The 21,384-nt window shown below is 62.3% G+C and carries 24 protein-coding genes; 9 read left to right on the top strand and 15 right to left on the bottom strand.

The features are described 5' to 3' along the window. Positions 1-78: 78 nt before the first annotated feature. The gene (locus X733_RS139640; RefSeq protein ID WP_023684678.1) at positions 79-1,482 is read right to left on the bottom strand and encodes an L-serine ammonia-lyase; all 1,404 of its coding nucleotides are present in this window, start codon (positions 1,480-1,482) and stop codon (positions 79-81) included. 272 nt (positions 1,483-1,754) lie between these two features. On the opposite strand from X733_RS139640, the gene X733_RS139645 reads away from it, so the two are divergent. Beyond that, complete coding sequence (locus X733_RS139645; protein ID WP_023671004.1) at positions 1,755-2,498, top strand: DUF599 domain-containing protein; 744 nt, start codon at positions 1,755-1,757, stop codon at positions 2,496-2,498. Here X733_RS139645 and X733_RS139650 read toward each other — a convergent pair. From X733_RS139650 to X733_RS0135715, 7 genes are all read right to left on the bottom strand, one after another. Further along, a complete protein-coding gene (locus tag X733_RS139650; RefSeq protein ID WP_023742451.1) occupies positions 2,447-3,244 on the bottom strand; it encodes a YdcF family protein in 798 nt (265 codons plus the stop codon). The two genes, X733_RS139645 and X733_RS139650, sit on opposite strands and share 52 nt — an antisense overlap. Before the next feature lie 7 nt (positions 3,245-3,251). After that, positions 3,252-3,782, bottom strand: coding sequence for a hypothetical protein (locus tag X733_RS139655; protein ID WP_023742452.1), 531 nt, complete (start codon positions 3,780-3,782; stop codon positions 3,252-3,254). A gap of 1 nt (position 3,783) precedes the next feature. Then, complete coding sequence (locus tag X733_RS139660; RefSeq protein ID WP_023688592.1) at positions 3,784-5,349, bottom strand: amidase family protein; 1,566 nt, start codon at positions 5,347-5,349, stop codon at positions 3,784-3,786. Further along, the gene (locus X733_RS139665; protein WP_023671000.1) at positions 5,349-5,804 is read right to left on the bottom strand and encodes a GNAT family N-acetyltransferase; all 456 of its coding nucleotides are present in this window, start codon (positions 5,802-5,804) and stop codon (positions 5,349-5,351) included. Before X733_RS139665 ends, X733_RS139660 begins: the two co-directional genes overlap by 1 nt. A 7-nt stretch (positions 5,805-5,811) precedes the next feature. Further along, on the bottom strand, positions 5,812-6,099 hold the full coding sequence (gene gatC, locus X733_RS139670; RefSeq protein ID WP_023670999.1) for an Asp-tRNA(Asn)/Glu-tRNA(Gln) amidotransferase subunit GatC: 288 nt from the start codon (positions 6,097-6,099) through the stop codon (positions 5,812-5,814). A gap of 110 nt (positions 6,100-6,209) precedes the next feature. Further along, positions 6,210-6,626, bottom strand: coding sequence for a hypothetical protein (locus X733_RS139675; protein ID WP_023742453.1), 417 nt, complete (start codon positions 6,624-6,626; stop codon positions 6,210-6,212). 44 nt (positions 6,627-6,670) lie between these two features. Beyond that, a complete protein-coding gene (locus tag X733_RS0135715) occupies positions 6,671-7,378 on the bottom strand; it encodes a metal-dependent hydrolase (protein WP_023684673.1) in 708 nt (235 codons plus the stop codon). A gap of 181 nt (positions 7,379-7,559) precedes the next feature. On the opposite strand from X733_RS0135715, the gene ruvX reads away from it, so the two are divergent. Further along, positions 7,560-8,066 carry a Holliday junction resolvase RuvX gene (ruvX, locus tag X733_RS139680; RefSeq protein ID WP_023742455.1) on the top strand — a complete coding sequence of 169 codons (507 nt, stop codon included), beginning with the start codon at positions 7,560-7,562 and terminating at the stop codon, positions 8,064-8,066. Here the strand turns inward: ruvX and X733_RS139685 are convergent. The 3 genes from X733_RS139685 to X733_RS139695 all read right to left on the bottom strand — a co-directional run bounded on the left by X733_RS139685 (position 7,984) and on the right by X733_RS139695 (position 10,665). Then, positions 7,984-8,325: a DUF6105 family protein gene (locus X733_RS139685; protein WP_023670995.1), complete on the bottom strand. Its 342-nt coding sequence runs from the start codon at positions 8,323-8,325 to the stop codon at positions 7,984-7,986. The two genes, ruvX and X733_RS139685, sit on opposite strands and share 83 nt — an antisense overlap. After that, entirely contained in the window at positions 8,325-8,912 is a 588-nt protein-coding gene (locus X733_RS139690) for a hypothetical protein (protein ID WP_023742456.1), read from the bottom strand. The genes X733_RS139685 and X733_RS139690 overlap by 1 nt, the downstream gene beginning before the upstream one ends. Positions 8,913-9,036: 124 nt before the next feature. Next, positions 9,037-10,665: a DNA alkylation response protein gene (locus X733_RS139695; RefSeq protein ID WP_023700749.1), complete on the bottom strand. Its 1,629-nt coding sequence runs from the start codon at positions 10,663-10,665 to the stop codon at positions 9,037-9,039. A gap of 197 nt (positions 10,666-10,862) precedes the next feature. Between X733_RS139695 and X733_RS139700 the strand changes: the two genes are divergently transcribed. Genes X733_RS139700 through dprA form a run of 4 tightly spaced genes read left to right on the top strand, consistent with a single transcriptional unit; the run spans position 10,863 to position 14,894 of the window. Beyond that, a complete protein-coding gene (locus X733_RS139700) occupies positions 10,863-11,825 on the top strand; it encodes an aspartate carbamoyltransferase catalytic subunit (protein ID WP_023688599.1) in 963 nt (320 codons plus the stop codon). Further along, positions 11,822-13,108: a dihydroorotase gene (locus X733_RS139705; RefSeq protein ID WP_023742457.1), complete on the top strand. Its 1,287-nt coding sequence runs from the start codon at positions 11,822-11,824 to the stop codon at positions 13,106-13,108. Before X733_RS139700 ends, X733_RS139705 begins: the two co-directional genes overlap by 4 nt. A 56-nt stretch (positions 13,109-13,164) precedes the next feature. Then, positions 13,165-13,770 (top strand): glycerol-3-phosphate 1-O-acyltransferase PlsY, encoded by a 606-nt coding sequence (gene plsY / locus X733_RS139710; RefSeq protein ID WP_023742458.1) that lies wholly within the window; start codon positions 13,165-13,167, stop codon positions 13,768-13,770. Further along, complete coding sequence (dprA, locus tag X733_RS0135710) at positions 13,767-14,894, top strand: DNA-processing protein DprA (RefSeq protein ID WP_031194017.1); 1,128 nt, start codon at positions 13,767-13,769, stop codon at positions 14,892-14,894. Before plsY ends, dprA begins: the two co-directional genes overlap by 4 nt. 359 nt (positions 14,895-15,253) lie before the next feature. On the opposite strand, the gene X733_RS1000000171015 is transcribed toward dprA, so the two are convergent. Beyond that, a complete protein-coding gene (locus tag X733_RS1000000171015) occupies positions 15,254-15,814 on the bottom strand; it encodes a hypothetical protein (protein WP_245274521.1) in 561 nt (186 codons plus the stop codon). 50 nt (positions 15,815-15,864) lie between these two features. On the opposite strand from X733_RS1000000171015, the gene X733_RS139715 reads away from it, so the two are divergent. The 3 genes from X733_RS139715 (at position 15,865) to X733_RS139725 (ending at position 19,355) form a co-directional block, all read left to right on the top strand. Further along, positions 15,865-17,178 (top strand): glycosyltransferase family 4 protein, encoded by a 1,314-nt coding sequence (locus X733_RS139715; protein ID WP_023696532.1) that lies wholly within the window; start codon positions 15,865-15,867, stop codon positions 17,176-17,178. After that, positions 17,175-17,894 (top strand): Stf0 family sulfotransferase, encoded by a 720-nt coding sequence (locus tag X733_RS139720; RefSeq protein WP_081740747.1) that lies wholly within the window; start codon positions 17,175-17,177, stop codon positions 17,892-17,894. Before X733_RS139715 ends, X733_RS139720 begins: the two co-directional genes overlap by 4 nt. Before the next feature lie 135 nt (positions 17,895-18,029). Further along, a complete protein-coding gene (locus tag X733_RS139725; protein WP_155924278.1) occupies positions 18,030-19,355 on the top strand; it encodes a hypothetical protein in 1,326 nt (441 codons plus the stop codon). 8 nt (positions 19,356-19,363) lie between these two features. Here the strand turns inward: X733_RS139725 and X733_RS1000000167330 are convergent, their stop codons facing one another. The 3 genes from X733_RS1000000167330 to X733_RS139735 form a co-directional block, all read right to left on the bottom strand. Further along, entirely contained in the window at positions 19,364-20,020 is a 657-nt protein-coding gene (locus X733_RS1000000167330; protein WP_023688606.1) for a VTT domain-containing protein, read from the bottom strand. Between the two features lie 17 nt (positions 20,021-20,037). Next, positions 20,038-20,820, bottom strand: coding sequence for a glycosyltransferase family 2 protein (locus tag X733_RS139730; protein WP_196813777.1), 783 nt, complete (start codon positions 20,818-20,820; stop codon positions 20,038-20,040). A 242-nt stretch (positions 20,821-21,062) separates the two neighbouring features. Then, positions 21,063-21,302 (bottom strand): hypothetical protein, encoded by a 240-nt coding sequence (locus tag X733_RS139735; protein WP_023819936.1) that lies wholly within the window; start codon positions 21,300-21,302, stop codon positions 21,063-21,065. Positions 21,303-21,384 lie beyond the last annotated feature (82 nt).

Raw genomic sequence — 21,384 nt, 5'->3', positions numbered from 1 at the left:
CGCTTAAGGTTTAGTCCGGCGCGCGATTGCGTCAACGGCCCTGCCCGACTTCTCCACAGTGCCAGTGGCGTTGCGCGGTCAGCATTCCACGACATTGACGGCGAGCCCACCAAGGCTGGTTTCCTTGTACTTCTCGTTCATGTCGAGGCCCGTCTGGCGCATTGTTTCGATCGCGGCGTCGAGCGGCACGAAATGGACGCCGTCGCCTTTGATCGCCAGAGAGGCGGCGGTGACCGCCTTGACGGCGCCGAGCGCGTTGCGCTCGATGCAAGGCACTTGAACCAGACCGCCGACCGGATCGCAAGTCATGCCGAGATGATGTTCGAGCGCGATTTCGGCGGCGTTCTCGACCTGCTCGGGCGTGCCGCCCATCACGGCGCAGAGACCCGCGGCAGCCATCGCCGAGGCCGAACCGACCTCGCCCTGGCAGCCGACCTCGGCGCCGGAGATCGAGGCATTGGTCTTGATGATGCCGCCGACGGCGGCCGCCGTGAGCAGGAAGTCGCGGATGCTCGGCTGGTCGGCCTCGGGGTGGAAATGCAGCCAGTAACGCAGCACCGCCGGCAATGTGCCGGCCGCGCCATTGGTCGGCGCGGTGACGACGCGTCCACCGGCGGCGTTCTCTTCGTTCACCGCCATGGCGTAGATCGACAGCCAGTCATTGGCCAGCAAAGGGTTGGGCTTGTTCTGCTGCCATTGCTCCTGCAGCTTGTCGTGCAGCATGCGGGCACGACGGCGCACTTTCAGCCCGCCCGGCATGATGCCATCCTGCGACAGGCCGCGGTCGATGCAGCCCTTCATGGCGCCCCAGATCGCATCAAGGCCACTGTCGAGCTCCTCGCGCGACATATGCGTCTCTTCATTGATGCGCTTCATGTCGGCGATAGACAGGCCGCTTTTGCCTGCCATCTTCAGCATCTCGACGGCGTTCTTGAAGGGATAGGGCACCTTCTTGCCTTCTGTGGTCACCGAGCCCTTCACCTTCATCCGCTGCAGCTCTTCCTCGGACACCACGAAGCCGCCGCCGATGGAATAGTAGATGCGCTTGAGCAGCAGCCGGTCGCCGGCATCGTAAGCGTAGAAGGCCATGCCGTTGGCGTGGCCGGTGAGCGGCGTCTTGCGGTCGAGCACCAGATCCGTCGCCGGGTCGAAGCGATAGGAGGGATGGCCGCGGGGCGATATCCGCTTCTCGGCTGCGACGCGCGTGGCGATGCCCTCGGCCTGATCGGGATCGACCGTCTGCGGTGTCAGGCCGGCAAGGCCGAGGACAACGGCGCGATCCGAGCCATGGCCGATACCGGTATAGGCGAGCGAGCCGTGCAGGCTGGCGCCAATGCGATCGACCTTGACGCCGGCCGGGCGCGGCCAGTCATCGCCGGCGATCTCGTCGAGAAACCGCTGCGCCGCCGTCATCGGTCCCATCGTGTGCGAACTCGACGGTCCGATGCCGATCTTGAACAAGTCGAAAACCGAAAGAAACACGCTGCGCCGTCTCCGGGAATGGGATCAAGACCTACATATAGGACTTTCCATGATGTTTGTGCTGTTTTGCGGATTGCGGCGCTGCACCTGCCGACCTTGTTTGCTCCGGCAGCGACATCCCCGGCTGAAAGCGCGTCGCGCTGAAACGGGTTCATGCGACGCGCTTTAAGTTCTTGTTTTAATGCATGTGGTTGTCCCAGAACCGCAGCTCACTTCTGGGCGACATGCTTTGGAGCATCGAACTGACCGCTTTGCCTGTGGTAAAAGGGGGCATGGGCGATTCCTTCCATCTGTCGACGGCTGATCTGGCGGCGCTGGCTTTTTTCCTGCTTGCATGGTTGCTGCATACGCTGGCGTCCGACGGCAGACTGGTCAGCCGGGTGTCGTTGACGATGGCCATGAACGTGCAGCGCGAGGCCTGGATGCGCACCATGGCCGAGCGCGAAATCCGCATCGTCGACACCGCCATCATGAGCGGCCTGCAGCAAGGCACCGCCTTTTTCGCCTCCAGTTCGCTGATTGCGCTCGGTGGCTGTTTCGCGCTGCTTGGCGCCTCGGATCAGGTCCTTGCCGTGCTGAACGACCTGCCGTTGAACGCGACCTCATCGCGCTCCGCCTTCCAGATCAAGGTCTTTGGCCTGGTGCTGATCCTGGCCTTCGCCTTCTTCAAGTTCGGCTGGGCCTACCGTCTCTTCAACTACTGCACGATCCTGATCGGCGCGGTGCCGATCCCCTATGGCGAGGCGTCACGCAACCCGGTCAGCGAAACGGCGGTGTGGCGCGCGGCGCGCATGAACATGCTGGCCGGCAAGCACTTCAATTCAGGGCTGCGCGCGGTGTTCTTCTCGATCGGCTATCTCGGCTGGTTCGTCGACCCGATCGTGTTCGTGCTGTCGACGCTGCTGCTTCTGGCGGTGCTGGTGCGGCGTCAGTTCTTTTCCGCCGCAAGGCAAGCGGTGATCGGTCAGCCGCCCGGGCCGGGGAAAAGCTGGTCGATCCGGCCCGATAGCCAATAGGCGGCGAGCCCGATCCATTCGCGGATCGCCATGGTCGTGGTCTGCAGCGAATCGGGTGCGTTGTCGCGAAACAGGCCAAAGCCTTCATTGCCCGAGGTGCGATAGTCGACAGGCCACGGGACCGTCTGAAAGCCGGCCTTGTCGAACAGTGCCTTGGCGCGCGGCATGTGGAAGGCGGAGGTCACCAGCAGCCAGGTCTCGCCCGGTTTCGGCGTTACTAGTTCCTTGGTGAAGACGGCATTCTCATAGGTGTTGCGGGATTTGTTCTCGAGCATCAGGCGGTCCGCGTCGACGCCAAGCGCACCGAGCAGGCGCGGCGCGGTGGCCGCATCGCCCTCGCCATCGATGAACAGTTCACCGGTGCCGCCCGAGATAACCACTTTCGCCTCGGGAAAGTGCCGGGCAAGGATCGCCGTCTCGACCATGCGGTCGCCGCCGGAATTCAGCTCATAGCCACCGCGCGCCAGATTGATGGCGCCCTCGAAACCGCCGCCGAGCACGACGATGCCGTCGACCTTCCGCGGCAGCGGCGGCTTTGGGAAGCGCTCTTCGAGCGGATTGAGCATCATGGCGCCAAGCAAGGTCCAGGCCGACAGCGCCAGAATGAGGAAGGCGAACACACTGCCCGTCGCCGCCGATCGCCGGCGGCCGATCAGCGCCGCGAGCAAGCCGGCAAACAGCAGGAAGATCGCCAGGTTGAGTGGTTGGACGAAGAACCAGAAGATCTTGGAGAGATAGAAGAACATTGCCTGCCTATCTCCAGCTCAAATTGTGACGGCCGATGAAGTGCTCGACCGCACTCGCCACCGCTTCCGCTTCGATGCGGCTTAACTCCCTGCCGAAAACAAGGACGCCGTTCGCGTTGGTCAAGCTGATGACTTCCGACAGTTCCACTTCGTCCGTGGGATAGGTGTGGTCGAGGATTTCGACCCTAAGATGCCCTTTCAAAGGCAGTGACCACCGATTTCGCAAAGAACCCCTCACCGAGCGCACGGCTGCGGTGTCGGTCAGCCGCAGGGTTTCCCTGCCGAACACCCGCCAGATGAAATCCTTGCCCAGGAAATAGGTGAAGAGGGCAATGACCGCCACGAAGGACAGCAGGCCGAGCGTGCCGCTGGTGAGCGTTGCGGACGACATATCTGTCAATCCCATGTAGCCGGTGTAGGCGACGATCGCGGCCCCGATCAGGACAAAGACTGTCCTGAAATCCGAGGTGCGTGGCGGGTTCGTGATCAGCAGTTCGTTTCCCGTCTCGACGATGGAAATGCGAGACGGAGGCGGCATGCTACCACCACTTCTCCGGCTGGAAGGTTCCCGCCGCCTGCTCGATGACGGCGGCTGTCTGGAACAGGGTTTCCTCGTCGAAGGGACGGCCAATCAGCTGCAGGCCGAGCGGCAGGCCCTTGGCATCGAGGCCGGCAGGCACGGCAATGCCCGGCAGTCCGGCCATGTTCACGGTCACCGTGAAAATGTCGTTGAGGTACATTTTGACCGGATCGGCGGCCATGTCCTCGTCAGCGATGCCGAAGGCGGCCGACGGCGTCGCCGGCGTCAGGATGACGTCGACGCCGTCGGCAAAAACCGTCTCGAAGTCGCGCTTGATCAAATTGCGCACCTTCTGCGCCTGCAGATAGTAGGCATCGTAATAGCCTGCCGACAGCACATAGGTGCCGATCATGATGCGACGCTTGACCTCCCGACCGAACCCGGCGGCTCGGGTCTTTTCGTACATGTCGACAATGTCCTGGCCCGGCACGCGCAGGCCGTAGCGGACGCCGTCATAGCGCGCCAGATTGGATGACGCTTCGGCGGGCGCAACGATATAATAAGCCGGCAAAGCGTATTTGGTGTGCGGCAGCGAGATGTCGACGATCTCGGCGCCGGCATCCCTGAGCCAGGCAATGCCCTTCTGCCACAGCGCCTCGATCTCTTCCGGCATGCCGTCGACGCGGTATTCCCGGGGAATGCCGACCTTCATGCCCCTGATCGGTTTGCCGATCGCCGCCTCGTAATCCGGCACCGGCCGGTCGACGGAAGTGGTGTCCTTGGCGTCGACCGAGGCCATGGACTTCAGCATGATCGCGGCATCGCGCACGTCCCGGGCGATCGGGCCGGCCTGATCGAGCGACGAAGCGAAGGCGACGATGCCCCAGCGCGAGCAGCGGCCATAGGTCGGCTTGATGCCGACGGTGCCGGTGAAGGCGGCTGGCTGGCGGATCGAGCCGCCGGTGTCGGTGGCGGTGGCGCCGGCGCACAGGAAAGCCGAGACGGCGGAAGCCGAGCCCCCCGACGAGCCCCCCGGCACCAGTTGGGCATTGTCCAGCGTGCGCGCGGTCTTGGTGCCGCCGGCCGAAACGAAACCGCCATCGCCCTGATGCGTGGTCGGCATCACCACCGTGTCGAGGCGCGAACGCCGCCACGGATTGACGACAGGGCCGTAATAGGAGGTCTCGTTGGACGAGCCCATGGCGAACTCGTCCATGTTAAGCTTGCCCAGCATGACGGCGCCGTCTGCCCACAGATTGGCGGTGACGGTCGATTCGTAGCGCGGCTTGAAGCCGTCCAGCACATGGCTGCAGGCCTGGGTGTGGATACCTTCGGTGCCGAACAGGTCCTTGATGCCGAGCGGGATGCCTTCCAGCGCACCGCCCTGGCCCTTGGCGAGCCTGGCGTCGGAAGCTTTGGCCATATCGCGCGCCTTGTCGCCGGTGACGACGATGTAGGCATTGAGCACCGGATTGGCGCGCTCGATGGCACCGAGATAGGCCTCGGTGATTTCGACGGCCGAAATCTCCTTGGCGCGCAGCTTGGCGCGCGCCTGCGAAATTGTCAGATGGGTCAGTTCGCTCATCAAAGGCTCTTTTCGTAAAACACCGACCACTCGGAATCGGGATAATCCAGCACCGGCCCGCAGCGCGAGAAGCCGGCGCGTTCGTAGACGGTCCAGGCGGCGGGATGGCGGTCGCCGGTTTCAAGCACCAGGCGCTTCAGCCCTTCGCTGCGCGCCAGCGTTTCGACATGTTCGACGATCTTGGCGCCGATCTTCCTGCCCCGATGCGAAGGCCGCGTGTACATACGCTTGACCTCACCGACGCGGGCATCATGGCGCTTCAGCGCGCCGCAGCCGATGGCTTGCCCGTCGTCGCGGGCGATAAAGACGGTGGTGTCGTCGCCAGCCATCTGCTCGACCGTCAGATGGTAGCAATGCTCCGGCGGCGTCAGTTCGAGCAGAGCCGCGTTGAGCTCCTCTACCAAAGCGCGGACATCGTCCTGCAGCGGCGTTTCGATCGCGATCTCGATTGCCATCGGCCGCCTACTCCACGACCTTCGGCACGAGGAAGAAATTCTCGTCAGTGGCCGGCGCATTGGCGACGATATCGGCGGCCTTGTTGCCGTCCGTGACGATGTCTTGGCGCTTCTTCATCTCCATCGGCGTCACCGATGTCATCGGTTCGACGCCGGAGACATCGACCTCGTTCAGCTGCTCGACAAAGCCCAGAATGGCGTTCAGCTCGCCGGTCATGCGCTCGGCATCCTCCTCGCTCACCGCAATGCGGGCGAGACGCGCGACGCGCTTCACAGTTTGCAGATCAACGGACATGTCTTTAGCCTTTGGGAAAACCAGATGGCGCTATAGCGGCGTGGCGCGTGCCGCGCAACATCGATCGTGCTTGGGGATAGAGCCCGTTCATGCCAGGGCGGCATTTCAGCCTAGGGCAGCGATACACCCTCGCACAGATAATAGCTGCCGCCATTGCCGGCCTGCTCGCCTTCGTCGGCGGTCGGGCGCACCGAGACGATGTCGATTTGGGTCGCGTTCATCTGCGTGATCGACAGTATATCGGGAAAGAGAAAGCCCGGCTCCTGGCAGATGGCAGTGACCGCCCAGCTCGGCGAGCGCGTCGCCTTGGTGACCTGGACGAACTCGCAATTATACTCGACGCCTTGCAGGCCGTCCGCCGACAAGATGACATTGCCGGTGTCGATCAGCGTCTGCAGCGTGTCCTTTTTGGCTTGCGCGCAAAGCTCCTGGGTCTGGAGGTAAACGCCCTTGATGAAGTCCTCGGCGGCGGATGCGGGCGACGCCGCAACCAGCATCGACACGCAAAGAGTCACTCTCAAGCCCATGGTTTGATTCCCCTTTGCGACAAGGGATCGTTCAAACGATCGCTTTATAGTGTGATCGTTTGGCCGATCGCTGGCAAGGCTACGTCGACACCTGACCCTTCGAGGCCGGCCACGAACTTCTCCGCCGTCGCGTCGATGATCGGGAAGGTGCCGAAATGGCAGGGAACGACCGTGTCGAAGTGGAAGAAGCGCCGGCAGGCCAGGGCCGCCACCGCGCCGCCCATGGTGAAGCGGTCGCCGACCGGCACGAGGCCGATCTTCGGCTCATGCAGTTCCTCGATCAGCGCCATATCGGAGAAGATGTCGGTGTCGCCCATATGGTAGAGCGTCTTGTCCTCCGGGAAATGCAGGACCAGCCCGTTGGGATTGCCGAGGTAGACGTTCTGGCCGCCATCGAGCCCAAACGACGAGGAATGCAGTGCCTGCACGAAGGTGGTGGTGAAGGCACCGCAATCGACGGTGCCTCCATGATTGCCGGGATTGATCTTCTTGCCGTCGACGCCCTTGCCGACCAGGTACATGCAGATCTCGTAATTGGCGACCAGCTGGGCGCCGCTCTTCTTCAGCACCTCCACCGCGCCGCTGACATGGTCACTGTGGCCGTGGGTCAAAAGCACATGGGTGACGCCTTCCGCCGGCCCCTCCCAGCCGCTCGTCCATGATGGGTTGCCGACGAGATAGGGGTCGATCAGGATGGTCGCGCCTGATGTCTCGACGCGGAAGGCGGAATGTCCGTACCAGGTCAATTTCATCGATCGTGTTCCTCGATTTTGGTTGCGCCGGAAGATAGAACGCCGGCAGCAAAATTAAAGTGACATAGTGTGCTCGCGGTTCAAAAGAACGTGTCGCGGTCTTTGTTACGGCAAGTCTGGGTCACGGTAAGTCTGGGTCACGGTTAAGACTGGGTCACGGTAAAGCTGGTGGGGAAAGCCGTTGGGCATCATAGCAATCGAGGATCTGCCGTCACGCCTGGAAGGCGGCAGGACGCTGGCCGGGCTCGACCTCGGCGACAAGACGATCGGTGTCGCCGTTTCCGACCGCGGCCTGTCCTTTGCCCATCCGCGCCCGGTCATCCTGCGCAAAAAGTTTTCGCTGGATGCGGCAGCGCTGCTCGCCCAACTGCAGAAGGACAATGTCGGCGCGTTTGTGCTCGGTCTTCCGATCAACATGGATGGGTCGGAAGGTCCCCGCGCCCAGAAGTCGCGCGCCTTCGTGCGCAACATGGCAGGCATAACCGACCTGCCCTTCGTGCTGTGGGACGAGCGGCTGTCGACGGTGGCGGCGGAGCGGACGCTGATCGAGATGGATTTCTCGCGCCGAAAGCGCGCCGACAAGATCGATTCGGCGGCTGCGGCCTTTATTCTGCAGGGAGTTCTGGACCGGCTCCAGTCGCTTGACCCACGCGATCGGACGGAACCGGATTCCCCGCCTGCCGCCTGACCCAGGCCATGATGTTGCGGCGGCGGCGAAACGCCCACAATGCCATCAGCAGGAAGCCGTCGAAGATGCAGGCCCTTGCCACCATGCCCGGAATGATCGCCGGATCGATGCCCAGCATCTGCCCGTAGAGCTGGAACACGAAATCATGCAGCTGCCGGCTGAGCATGACGTAGCCGAAATTGATGTCGTTGAGCGACAGGAAGAACCAGCCCCAGAACAGAGCGAGTGGCGCGGCCCACAATGCGAACAGCGTGCGCATCAGTGACCGTCCCTGCGGCTGGAGCCGCCTCTGCGACCGCTGGGACCAATGTCCGGACGGCCGGAAATGCGCGACAGCAAGGAGCCGTGCGCGGCACCCTTGGCTATGGCATGGGCGGTGGCGCGGCTCTCTGCCTCCCGAGAAACCATGACAGCGAAGACCGACCTCCGCTCGGCCAGCATGGCGACATAGGAGGCCAGAAGTGCCGCCAATTGCACGGCGACAACCAAAAACAGGCCGTTGATGCCTCGCGCTGCGCCGCCGATCAGGATGAGCGACAACACCGCGGATGCCGAAATGAAGGCGGTCCGCGCCACACTGTCGGCTCCGTCCGGGCTCGCCGCGGCGTTAACCAGGCTCTCGACGAAGACCCAGCAAAACAGCACCGCCACGACCAGCAAGGCGATGGCCAGCGGCGCCACGACGGCAGCATTGTCGAGATCGGCCAGACGAGTGTTTTCCACGACGACGCCGAGCACGCCCAGAGCGCCCGCAACGCCGCGGTTTCCATCGACACAGATGAACGCCAGCAGGGCGAAAACCAGCGCCCAGTGCAAGGCCAGAAAGGACGTCAAAATGTGCCGCATGGCATTCCTGCTTTGGTGACAAAGACAGTGGGGTCTGCGGCCTGCGGCTGCAACGGAAACCATTCGTTAAGGTTAACGGCTGTCCACAGGCAGGCAAATTCGTTCACGGCCTGGCGGAAGGCCCTCAATTCACCGGCGGATAGAGCGTGTCGATGATCATGCGCGCATCGTGGCGCGAATCGAGCATGCCATAGGTGTTGCGCCACTGGCCGGCGAGCCGCGTCTCGACGAAGGCGTCCGCAATCCGCCCTGCCCCCAGCCGGCGCAATTCCGCAGCTGCCGCCGACAGCGCCAGCTGTTCGGTCAGCAGGCGGGCCGACCCCTCATCGGTGCCGGCGACCTGCATGGCCGCCTTGAGCACGCCAATGGTTCCGCGTCCGCCGGCGCCGAGATCGCGGTCGATGCCGGCCAGCACCTCCTCGAACAGGCCGGGCGCGCGGCCGAGCACGCGCAGCACGTCGAGCGCCATGACATTGCCTGAGCCCTCCCAGATCGCATTGACCGGGGCTTCGCGGTAGTAGCGGGCGAGCGGCGCTTCCTCGACATAGCCATTGCCGCCGAGGCACTCCATCGCCTCATAGAGCAGTGGCGGCGCGATCTTGCAGACCCAGTATTTGACCACCGGGGTCATGGCGCGGGCAAAAGCAGCCTCGCCGCGGTCGCCGGCAGCCTCGTCGAAGGAGCGCGCCAGTCGGAACGAGAGTGCCGTGGCGGCGGCGACATCGAGCGCCATGTCCGCCAGCACGCGCTGCATAAGCGGCTGTTCGATCAGCGTCGAGCCGGCCACCTGGCGGTGACGGGCGTGATGCACGGCCTCAGCCAGCCCCGCTCGCATGATTGCCGACGAGGCGACGGCGCAGTCGAGCCGGGTCAGCGTGACCATGTCCATGATCGTCTTTATGCCGGCGCCGGGCTCGCCGACCATCTCGCCGATGGCGTTGACGAACTCTACCTCCGATGAGGCGTTGGAGCGGTTGCCGAGCTTGTCCTTCAGCCGCTGAAAGCGGAAGCCGTTGCCGGAACCGTCGCCGAGGATGCGCGGGACGAGAAAGCAGGAAAGCCCTTCAGGCGCCTGTCCAAGCACGAGAAAAGCGTCCGACATCGGCGCCGACATGAACCATTTGTGGCCGGTGAGGCGATAAAAGCCGCTGCCGGCGCGTTCGGCCCGTGTGGTGTTGGCGCGCACGTCGGTGCCGCCCTGCTTTTCGGTCATGCCCATGCCGAGCGTCAGCCCGGTCTTGTCGACCGGCGGCTTCTGACTCTGGTCGTATTTGCGCGTCGTCACGCGCGGCGCCCATTCGCGAAACAGCTTTGGGCTGGCCATCAGGGCGGCCAGCGAAGCGCTGGTCATGGTGATGGGGCAGAGATGCCCGGTCTCGAGTTCGGCGGTCAGGTAGAAACGCGCGGCGCGCACCTGATGGCGACGGCCGATCTCGCTATCGCCGTTTTCCCAGATCGAGGAATGCAGGCCGCCGGCAACCGAGCGGCGCATCAGCGCATGATAGGCCGGATGGAATTCGACGAGGTCGATGCGCCGGCCCTGACGGTCATGCGTGCGGAGCTTCGGCGTCTCGACATTAGCGAGGCGCGCCAGCTCCTGCGCCTCCTGCGTCAGGACGAACCGGCCAAGCCCGTCGAGGTCCTTGCGCACCGGATCGGAAAAACGCTCGGCAAGCTGGATCAGCAACGGATCGCCCCGCCAGGCGTTGCCGCCCGTCAGCGGCGGCGGCTGGTTGGTCACGTCGTCGGTCACGCCCAATCCTTCTGAAAGTAGAAGGGCCTTCTAACGCTAGAAAGGCACTTATCATCATAAGGCTTCGAATCCGAAGCAATCGGCTAGATATAGCCCAAGGCAGGCGGCGCGCGCGACGAAAATACCGGGGAGAAAGGCCGCAATGCCAAGCTGACGCTTGCGGCAAGGAATTCTCCCCCCTATAGCAGCGCCTTGAGATGACCGACGCTTCGTCCCTGCCGCTTTATCCTCACCGCCATCTTCTGGGCATCCGCGATCTTTCCCCCGGTGACATCGAGCTTCTGCTCGACCGGGCAGATCGCGCCGTCGCCATTTCGCGGCAGTCCGAAAAGAAGACCTCGACGCTGCGCGGCCGCACCCAGATCAACCTCTTCTACGAAGCCTCGACGCGCACGCAGTCGTCGTTCGAACTGGCCGGGAAACGGCTCGGCGCCGACGTCATGAACATGTCGGTGGCGAGCTCTTCGGTGAAGAAGGGCGAGACGCTGATCGACACGGCCATGACTCTGAACGCCATGCGCCCCGACATCCTGATCATCCGCCACCAGTCTGCGGGCGCCGCTGCTCTTTTGGCGCAGAAGGTTGGCTGCTCGGTGGTCAATGCCGGCGACGGCGCGCATGAACACCCGACGCAGGCGCTGCTCGACGCGCTGACCATCCGCCGTGCCAAGGGGCCGCTGTCGAAACTGATCGTAGCGATCTGCGGCGACATCCTGCATTCGCGCGTCGCGCGTTCCAACATCATGCTGTTGAACGCGCTTGGCGCGCAGGTGCGGGTCGTGGCGCCGTCGACGCTGCTGCCGTCCGGCATCGAGAAAATGGGCGTCATCGTCTCGCGCTCGATGGCCGAGGGCCTCAAGGGCGCCGACGTGGTGATGATGCTGCGCCTGCAGCGCGAGCGGATGGAAGGCGCCTTCGTGCCTTCGGTGCGCGAATATTTCCGCTATTTCGGCCTCGATGCCGAAAAACTGAAGGCCGCCAAGGACGGCGCGCTGGTCATGCATCCCGGGCCGATGAACCGCGGCGTCGAGATTGCGTCCGAAATCGCCGACGGGCCGCAAAGCGTCATCCAGGAACAGGTCGAGATGGGTGTCGCCGTGCGTATGGCGGTGATGGAAGCGCTGCTCGACCCGCGCCGCAACGAGGGCCGGAGCGCATGAGCACGACGGTCTTTGAACGCGCCCGCATCGTCGACCCGTCACGCGGCTTCGACGAGGTCGGCACCGTGATCGTCGAGGGGAAAAAGATCGTTGCCGCCGGCAAGGCTGCCCTGAACCAGGGCCTGCCGGCGGGAGCCACCGTGGTCGACTGCGCCGGCAAGGCAATCATTCCCGGCCTGATCGACGCGCGCGTCTTCATCGGCGAACCGGGCGGCGAACATCGCGAGACCATCGCTTCGGCCAGCGTTGCGGCGGCGGCCGGCGGCGTCACCTCCGTCGTTATGATGCCCGACACGGACCCGGTGATCGACAATGTCGCGCTGGTCGAATTCGTGCTGCGCACCGCCAAGGACACGGCAAGCGTCAACATCTTTCCGGCGGCGGCGATCACCAAGGGGCTGGCCGGCCGCGAGATGACAGAGTTCGGCCTGCTGCGCGAAGCCGGCGCGGTCGCCTTCACAGATGGGCGGCACACAATATCCAGCGCGCTGGTGATGCGCCGGGCGCTGACCTATGCCCGCGATTTCGGCGGCGTCATCGCACATGAGACACAGGATGGCGACCTCGCTTCGGCAGGCGTGATGAATGAAGGCCTGTATGCCAGCTGGCTCGGCCTTGCCGGCATTCCGCGCGAGGCCGAGTCCATCCCGCTGGAGCGCGACCTGGCGCTGGCACGGCTGACGCGCGGCGCCTACCACGCGGCCAAGATCTCGACGGCGATGGCAGCGCAAGCGATGACACGCGCGAAAGCCGACAAGGCCAATGTCACGGCGGGCGTGGCGATCCACAATCTGTCGCTGAACGAGAACGATGTCGGGGAATACCGCACCTTCTTCCGGCTGACGCCGCCTTTGCGCGCAGAGGAAGACCGGCTGGCCATGATCGAAGCGGTCAAAGACGGCACGATCGACATCATCGTCTCCTCGCACGACCCGCAGGATGTCGACACCAAGCGCCTTCCCTTCGCCGATGCAGCTGCCGGCGCGATCGGGTTGGAGACGCTGCTTGGAGCAGCGCTTCGGCTCTACCACAATGGCGACGTGCCGCTACTTCGGCTGGTCGAAACACTGTCCACCGCACCAGCAAGGCTGTTCGGCCTGCCGGGCGGCACGCTGAAGCCGGGAGCGCCGGCCGATCTTGCGCTGATCGACCTTGAAGAACCCTGGATCGTGAGTGAAAGCGGCATCCGCTCGCGCTCGAAAAACACCTGCTTCGAAGGTGCGCGGCTGCAAGGCATGGTCTTGCAAACGCTGGTGGCGGGCCGCACAGTGTTTTCGAGCTAGAGCGATCGCGCCACGTCGCAGACCGATATGTTGCTGGGGAAATGCGGGGGCAAACAATGAGTTATAACGTTATCCTGGCATTGCTGTTCGGCTATCTCCTCGGCTCGATTCCCTTCGGCCTCTTGATCACCCGCGCGGCCGGCCTCGGCGATGTGCGCAAAATCGGCTCCGGCAATATCGGCGCCACCAACGTTCTGCGCACCGGCAACAAGGGCCTCGCCGCCGCGACGCTGGTGCTCGACGCGTTGAAGGGTACGGCGGCGGTGATGATCGCGCGCCATTTTGGACACGACTACGGATTGTGGGCCGGCCTTGGACTCTGGGCGGGCCTTGGCGCCTTCCTTGGCCATCTGTTTCCGGTCTGGCTCGGTTTCAAGGGCGGCAAGGGCGTGGCGACCTATCTCGGCGTGCTGATCGCGCTCGGCTGGCATGTGGCGCTGATTTTTATCGTCGTCTGGCTGGCGATGGCTTTTCTGTTTCGCTATTCCTCGCTGGCAGCGCTGACGGCGGCGGCCATCGTGCCGATCGCGCTTTATTTCTGGAGCACACCTGAGACCGCCGGGCTGTTCCTGGTGATGAGCCTGATCGTCATCTTCAAACATCGCGCCAACATTTCGCGCCTTCTTGCCGGCACCGAAGGCAAGATCGGAGCCAAGGGTTGAGCAAGCCCGCCGCCGGGCCGCGCCTCAGCGACCGGCAGCGGCTGAGCTGGCTGCGGCTGATCCGCACACAAAATGTCGGCCCGGCCTCGTTTCGCGAATTGATCAACCGCTTTGGTTCGGCGGAGGCGGCGTTGGAGATGCTGCCCGAGCTGATGATTTCGGGCGGAGCCAAAAGGATCATGCGCATTCCTTCCGTGGAGGAAGCCGAAGCGGAACTCGACGCAGCCAGTGAAAACGGCGACCGCTTCGTCGGCATCGGCGAGGCCGACTACCCGCCGATGCTGAAAAACATGGACAATCCGCCGCCACTGATTGCCGTGAAGGGGGAGGCAGCCGTCTTTCGCCTGCCGGCGGTGGCCATCGTCGGCGCCCGCAACGCGTCGCTCGCCGGCATCAAGATGGCGCGCATGCTGGCGGCGGATCTTGGCCGCGACGGCTACGTCATCGTTTCCGGCCTGGCGCGCGGCATCGACACGGCAGCACACCAGGGCAGTCTCTCGACTGGTACAGTGGGTGTGCTGGCCGGTGGGCTCGATGTCCCCTACCCGCCCGAAAATATCGGCTTGTGCGAAGACATTGCCGAGCGTGGCGGCGCCGTTATTTCGGAAATGCCGTTCGGCTGGCAGCCGCGGGCGCAGGATTTTCCGCGCCGCAACCGGCTTGTCGCGGGCGCCGCCCTCGGACTGGTGGTCATCGAAGCTGCGCAACGCTCCGGCTCGCTGATCAGCGCGCGTCTGGCCGGCGAGATGGGCCGGCTGGTCTTTGCCGTACCGGGTTCGCCGCTCGATCCGCGCTGCGCCGGCTCCAACGGGCTGCTCAAGGATGGCGCCACCCTGGTCACCGAGGCGGCCGACGTTTCCGGTGCGATCGCACCCTTGGCGGGCACGCGAACGCGAAGCATTGCGCCGCCAGAAAAGGCACCCGATTTTTCGGCAACACCCCCGCCCGGTGAGGACGAACGCAGCGGCGTGCTCGAGGCGCTGGGCCCAACGCCGGTGGGCGTGGACGAGATCATCCGCCACACCGGCCTCAACGCCGCGCAAGTCTCCATGGTGCTGCTGGAACTCGACCTTGCCGGCCGCATCGAGCGCCATGCCGGCGGCAATGTCTCACTGGTTTCGTGAAAGCCTGAGACTTAGTTTGCGGCCGCAAATACCGCAGCACTTTCAGACATGAGGCGCCGCGCGGCGGGTTGGACATTATCCCTGTATGTAATGCATTGGCGGTAGCGGCCATCGGCAACGCGCTGTTTACCAATGCGCTCCCACTCCGGTGTCCGGGAGGAATTCCAGTCAAAATCCTGGGACATCAGATTTTCCCTGTCGAAGCATTGCGGATCCCTCTCGAGTATCCGACGCGCTTCATCGGCGAGGGGACTATAGTTTTCAACAGCCGCTATCTTCCGCGCCCGCGCGGCCGGGGAAAGCTGAATTGCCGATTCGACACGTCCCGCCACATTTGGAACCGCAGCGGAACAAAGCTGTTAGCCGACCTGTGCCGTCTTTCGCAGTCCTCGGCAGAGGGCCTGGCCAAACGCAAAGGCAAGATCATGTATGGGATTATAGCCGTCGACCGCATCCGATACGATCTGGACATTCTTTGCGGTCGTTAGATCGGCGCGCACTCTCGAAAACACGTCGATCAGGAAATCATGGTTCCCGGCCAGCAGCGCTTCGTACCAGGCGCCATCCGGAATTTCCCCAAACACCGCGCCGCGTGTCGCGCCCGCAGCTTCGACCAGATCGCGCGAATAGCGGGTTCGCGATGTTTCCTTGCCGCCTGATCCGTCGGTCAGAAGATAGACCCTTGGTTTGGCGATCTCGAGCCAATGGTGGATCCTGAGTTCGTGCCCGGGGTGAGCGAGAATCAGCACGTTTTCCAGTTTTTCTCCTGACTTTTCAGGCAACAATGGCTCCAATCCAGTTTCTGGTCCGATCGAGCCGAATGGCCTAGGGACAAATTCAGGAGCAAACCTTGGCCGCGACAATGCTGACGAAGCTTGTTTGGTCAGCGGCTTCAACTTAAGACGCTGCCAGAAACTCATGCGCCTTTCTCTCTCATATCAGATGTAGTGCGCAAGCAAGGAATCGCCCGTTGCGAATTCTTATCACCAATCTCTCCCTGTCGCGAAACAGCGGATCGGAAGCGGTCGTCGAACTGTTGGCCGACGGGCTTCGCGACGCCGGCCATCAGACCATGCTGCTGGCTCCCACTCTGGGCGACATGGCCGATAGAATGCGTCGGCGCGGGCATCATGTCGTCGATCGGATTGCCGAGATCGTCGAAAGGCCCGATGTCATTCACGCCCAGCATCTGACGCCCTGCCTGACTGCGCTCGCCAGGTTTCCCGACGTGCCAGCGGTATTTTCCTGTCACAGCGCCTTCTTTGAAGTCGAAGCGCCGATGCTGCATCCCCAGATACGCCATTGGATTGCGGTCGACGAGGCGTGCCGAGCCAAATGCCTGTCGAGGGGCATACCGGCCGACCAGATGAGCCTTGTCTACAACGCGGTCGATCTCAATCGCTTCAAACAGCGCCCACCGCTCCCCGCCAGACCCGCGCGAGGCCTGCTGCTGACCAAGAATTTCGAGCACCAGGCGGCGGTTCGTGAGGCCTGTGCGAGAAGTGGCATCCAGCTGGATGAGCTAGGTCCAGCCACCGGGCGGTTTTCGCAGCAGCTGGAACAGGATCTGCTTGGTTACGACATCGTGTTCGCAACCGCCCGGATGGCCATCGAGGCAGCTGCGGTCGGCTGTTCCGTCGTGGTTTGCGACGCGCGCGGTTTCGCGGGATTGCTCAGCAGCGCAAACATGGAGGCATGGCGTCGCTTCAATCTGGGCGTTGGGCTTTTGACCAAGCCGACCACGGTCGAAAATCTTCTGGGCGCGATATCCGGTTTCGGTGCGAACGATGCCGCGGCGGTGTCCACCTATTTTCGGAAGGCGGCCGGCGATGCGTATTTTATCGAGGAACATCTGCGCATCTATGATCAGGTGCTGCGATCCGACAGGGGGCTGGATCCCGATGAGCGCGCGCTTGCGACCGCCGTGTGGATCGAAGAGATCGGGGTCTCGCATCCACGCCGAAGATGGTTTCATATCGTGAAAGAATTGCACGGCTGGCCGGATGCGCCCGAATTGGCGACGCTTCTGGCTCAGTCCCACGCGAACTCGCGAGTTTTGGAGAAGCTTGGCGAACAGAACGCCAGAACCCAGCAGCTTGTTCTGGACGAGGCTGTCTCGCGAGCCGCCGCGCTGGGCGACAACCCGGCTGTGCTGAGCCGGGTGGAGGAACAGCTTTCGAACCTTTCAAATTTTGTGGACGAGATAAAGCGGCTGTACAACGGTATGATCCCCTTGTTCATCAGAAAGCTTCTCCTTCGGGCGCGTAAAGGGGCCGGACATTGACAGGGCTCGACGGCTTGGACCGCGATAAATTGAGTGGCTACAGCATCTGCACCTCGCCACGATCCGGCAGCAATTTCTTGTGCCAGCATCTGAGCGGCACGGGCCTGCTCGGACATCCGCTGGAATATTTCAATTGGGGCGGGCGGCGCTATTTCGATGACCCGGACTACCCCAAGGATATCGCCGGCCAGGTCTGGAAGATCCTTACCATGGGCGCCACTCCCAACGGCATCTACGGCTTGAAGTTATTTGCCCACCAGCACGACTGGATTTCGGGCGAGGTGAACTGGGTCGATGCCCTTCCCAATCTTCGCTTCGTTCTGCTCACCAGACGCGACTTGCTTGGCCAAGCGATTTCCTGGGCACGCGCGCTGCAGACAGGACAAAACCGATCGAGCCAACCGATGGCCCAGAAGCCGGTCTTCGACGCTGGACTGATCCAGAGCCAGCTCAACGCCCTTGCTCGTGAACGAGCCCGCTGGGAGATGTTCTTTGCGCGCACCGGTATCGAGCCCTTGCGGTTCGAATACGGGACAATGATCGAGGACCCTCGCCACGCCGTCAGTCAGGTCGCCGAGCTGATGGGCCTGAAGCCGCCCTCTAAGCTGGACCCCGGCAACGTGACCGTTGAGCTGCAAAGGGATGCATCAAACCTCGAATGGGCAGACCGCTTCCGGGCAGAGCGCGGCGACCCGAACATCCTGGATTTGATCTAGCTCCGCAGAATTCGTCTTCGGGCTGTCTGGAGTGCTGCTGAGCGGGTAGCAAAAGTAGCCATTTACTCTTCGCCATCCCGTCTGTATCACCGCCCCAGACCGCGTGGGGCGCCACGCCATCCAGCCGGGGGGCAGATGTCGACACCGTTCAATGCATTTACTTTGGTTGAGTTTCTCGCCTTTGCAGGGTTGAGCTTCCTTTATGTCCGGGCAGACGATTCGTTATCCCCCAGGGGCAAGACCGAGTGTACGATCGTCGCAGGGATACTGTTTGCGATCCTGGTCGCGGCAAGAGCCCCGGCGTTGCTTACCTTCTACAAGGTTTGGGCTGAAATTGGCCCTCTGTACTTCGGCTATGCCTATGCGAACGGTCCGTTAGCCGCTCTGTTCAACCCGGCAAGCAATTACTACGATCTATCAGCAAACCTATCTTCAGCCGTTGCGGTGTCGGCCGGACTTCAGTGGTGGCCGGTCGTTGACACCGGCTCTGGTCTTCTGGTGGCTTTGCTGTTTCCATTTGTTGTCGCCGGCACAACGCAATCGATATCGTGGCGAACCGGAATCCTGTTGGCGGTTGCGACCGCGCTCTATTGCGTCACCGCATCGGAAACATTCGGAACGGCACTGCACATCAAAGGCTGGGCACCTGTTTATGCCGCGCTTGTTTTTGGTTCTTTGGCGTTCAAACAGCCGCTCAATCGCGTTCATATCGGTCTTCTTCTAGTGCTGCCGTTCACAGGAACCCCCGCAGCTTTCGCGCTTATCATATGGGCGGCTGCCGGCTTTGTGCTACGGCAGCCTTATCTTGTCCGACCTCTGGTTTGGTCTATTCCTGGATTGGCGACGCAGATCGGCTGCGCACTATTGCCGGCTACGAATACCGGCTTGGCCGTACGGCCGTTCACGTTTCTCGGTTTCGCAAGCTTGCCAGACCTGTTCCTGCTCAAGGTGGGTGGTGCGATCCTTTGGCCGGCCTTGTTTTTCAGCAACTTGACACCGGGTACGCTTGAACTGATAGCAGCTGCCATCGTCTTCCTTGGCGTGCTTGGAGCTGCAGTTTTCCTCGCCCCCCGCCAGCCCATCCTGCTGCTCGTTCCGATCGTTGCGCTGCAATTTTCGGCTACTGCGATTCTCGCCGTCGGAGGTGCCGAGTCACTGCTCCAATCGGGATCTGGCTTCAGGTATTACTTCGCGCCAGTCGCAACACTCCTGATCGTTCTGGCGATTTGGGCGTCTTCGTGGAGGTCGGTTACAAGGGTCGCGGCGGTTGCTATTTGCCTATGCGCGGTCCTCGCAAATCGAGACTACAACGCCATGGTCGACGGCTTGTTCTTCACACCGTCCCACACCAGTTGGTCCTCGCAGGCAACGACCCATCTCACGTCACCGTCGCAAACGCTTGTAAATTACCCCGAAGCAGGCAGAGTGCAGCTACCGGACTGTGGAGAATACCACTGCTAACAAGCACATCAGGTTGTTTCGGAATTGTGATGGTACATGACGAACCTGCCGACCAAAGTCGCGCCAGCAATAACACCTCCCGCCAGCATCAGCAAAAAGACCTGGTGAAACTCAGGCGATTCGAGAGACGCCGCATTGCCGAGCAATGAACCGACATAGACATAACCAAAAAGGGCGGGAAGCGACGCTGCGGTTCCTATCACGTAGTCGGCGAGGCGAATTCCACTCGCGCCCAGCGCAATGCTTGTGGCGGCAAAGGGAACGACCGGTGACAGGCGGATCAGAAAAACCGATCGCCAGCCGTCAGCGGCAAGGAACTGTTTGACCTTGTCGAGGCCGCCAACAATTTTCGTGTTGGTAAAAGGAACGTTTTGGAGACCCTTTCGGCCTACGTAGTAGCCGACGATGCCGCCGGCCAAAGTCCCGACGAGCGCCATTGCCGAGCCACCGGCGAATCCGTAAACCGCTCCGCCTGCGATGCCGAGCAGGGACGCCGGCAATATGCCGGTGGCGGCCACTAGAAACTGCATCACGACCAGCGCAACGAAACCAAACAGCCCTGTCTGCTGAACGCTCGCTTTGGCGATCCGCAAGATATCGTCGAGATAGCCCGACAGCGCCGCGGGGACGAGAACCATCGCAAGGCCCGCCACACCGAGGGCCATTCGTGTCCGGCGCCTCATCAGATATTGCTCCCGACGAATAACGGATCTTGTCGAATGCCCAGTTTGCTGAGGCGAAACTTCGCCGCGGTTTTCAAGACACCCAGGCCATAGACGACGCTACGCCGAAAGTTGATCGACGACGCCTCCGGGAAGTATCTCGTCGGACAGGACATCTCGCCACCACGCAGGCCGAGATAGACGGCCTGGCAGACCATCTCATTGTCGAACACAAAGTCGTCCGAGCACCGGTGATAAGGAATCTCGGTCAACGCTTTCCGGCTCCAGCACCGAAAGCCAGTGTGAAACTCCGACATTTTCTGACCGATCAGAATGTTTTGAACCAGGGTCAGAAAGCGATTGGCGATATATTTATAGACCGGCATGCCGCCGCGCAGGGCACCCTTGCCCAAGATGCGCGAACCAAAGACGTAATCATACTCGCCAGAGGCGACCATCGAGGCAATGGCCGGCACCAACCTGGGCGAATATTGATAATCGGGATGAAGCATCACGACGATATCGGCATCGCGCTGCAGCGCCGCATCGTAACAAGTCTTCTGATTGCCACCGTAGCCCTTGTTGATCGAATGCTCGATTGTGTGAATGCCGAGCTGTCGCGAAATGCCGACAGTATCGTCCTTCGACAGATCGTCCGTGAGAATAACGTCGTCGATCAATTGCATCGGCAAGGCGAAGTAGGTCTTCTCCAGTGTAGCCGACGCATTATAGGCGGGCATGATCACCGCCACACGCAATCCATCAATCATTTCTACGCTAACGCCCCGATGTTGCGTTTCCATTGCCGGAAAACGTCCTATAGCGCAAGCCGGCCTAGCATTTCCCGATCCACGTGCGGCAAAAACGCCACGCAATGTTTCCGTCCGCACCAAACGACGCCGGAACGAGAGACCGTGGTGGTCCCCGTTGAGGTCCCGTTATGTCGAGCCGCCAATCCAGTCGACGGCAGAACTCGCGCGCCTGCTGGCAAAGCGGGTCCGGCGCAAGGCGCTTTCCCTAGCCGGGTTGTCCTAAAGTTAGCCGATCAAGCAAACTGGGGCCGTCGGTTGCCGGGCAACGACGGCGCGCAGTCAGATCCATTCCAGATTGATGTTTCGGATGTTTCCTGCGCGATGCGCTGGCGAATGCGCTCCACCCGACGCGCTATGTCTGGCGACACCCGGTCGTGCGTTTCAACCAGAATGGCGCCGATAGCATCTTGCAGCCCAGCTTCGCGGGATGCTTCGAGGCATTCGGCTTCGCTGCTCTCAATGTCCATCTTCATGATCGATGGCACGCCGGCGGCGCCAACGCCGGTACAGATGCCACCGCAGGGTATTTTTCCAGGCGGCTCTCGGAAAAGCGCT

Source organism: Mesorhizobium sp. L2C066B000, assembly GCF_000502335.1.
In the GTDB taxonomy this organism is placed as follows: Bacteria; Pseudomonadota; Alphaproteobacteria; order Rhizobiales; family Rhizobiaceae; genus Mesorhizobium.
Note: the sequence above shows the minus strand (reverse complement) of the source record. Positions and strands in the feature narration are given on the sequence as shown.